Annotated in this window: 1 protein-coding gene; it reads left to right on the top strand. The window is 43.6% G+C overall.

What is annotated here, in order from left to right:
• Nucleotides 1–620 (top strand): ATPase, T2SS/T4P/T4SS family (locus M3175_RS25765; RefSeq protein WP_251524526.1); only part of this gene is annotated, 620 nt, incomplete at its 5' end.
• Between the last annotated feature and the right edge of the window lie 102 nt (nucleotides 621–722).

The following is a 722-nucleotide window of genomic DNA, read 5'->3' on the forward strand; positions in this document are numbered from 1 at the left end:
GTATTAATCAGGTCAACGTGAATAATAAAGTTGGCTTGACCTTTGCCAGTGCGCTCAAATCATTCTTGCGTCAAGACCCTGACATTGTAATGGTCGGTGAGATTCGTGACTTGGAAACGGCTGAAATTGCTGTCAAAGCTGCCCAAACAGGGCATATGGTACTGTCAACCTTGCATACCAACTCAGCGCCAGAAACCTTAACGCGTCTGCGTAATATGGGGGTGGCGTCCTTTAACATTGCCACCTCAGTCAATTTGGTAATTGCACAGCGCTTAGCCCGTCGCCTGTGTAAATCTTGCAAAAAACCGACAGATGTACCAAAACATAGCTTGCTTGAAATGGGCTTTACGGAAGAAGACTTGGCAAACCCCAGCAATGTCATTTATGAGCCTGTTGGCTGCTCTGAATGCCGCGATGGCTATAAAGGACGTGTTGGTATTTATGAAGTGATGAAAGTAACACCAGAGATTGCCCGAATTATTATGGAAGACGGCAACGCTATTGAGATTAAAGACGCTGCGTTAAAGCAAGGGTTTAGGGATTTAAGGCGCTCTGGCATTCTAAAGGTTCTAAAAGGCACGACAAGTATCCAAGAGATGTATCGTGTTACTAGCGAATAGTGCGTTTTTTATCCGTCTTTATTGAAGATTAGTTGAGATAGTAAGGGGTTAAGGGTATGGCAAAAGTCCAAACAGAAATGTTATTAGACTTTGTCTATGATG

The sequence above is a fragment of the Robertmurraya korlensis genome, from assembly GCF_023715225.1.
Classification (GTDB): Bacteria; Bacillota; Bacilli; order Bacillales; family Cytobacillaceae; genus Robertmurraya_A.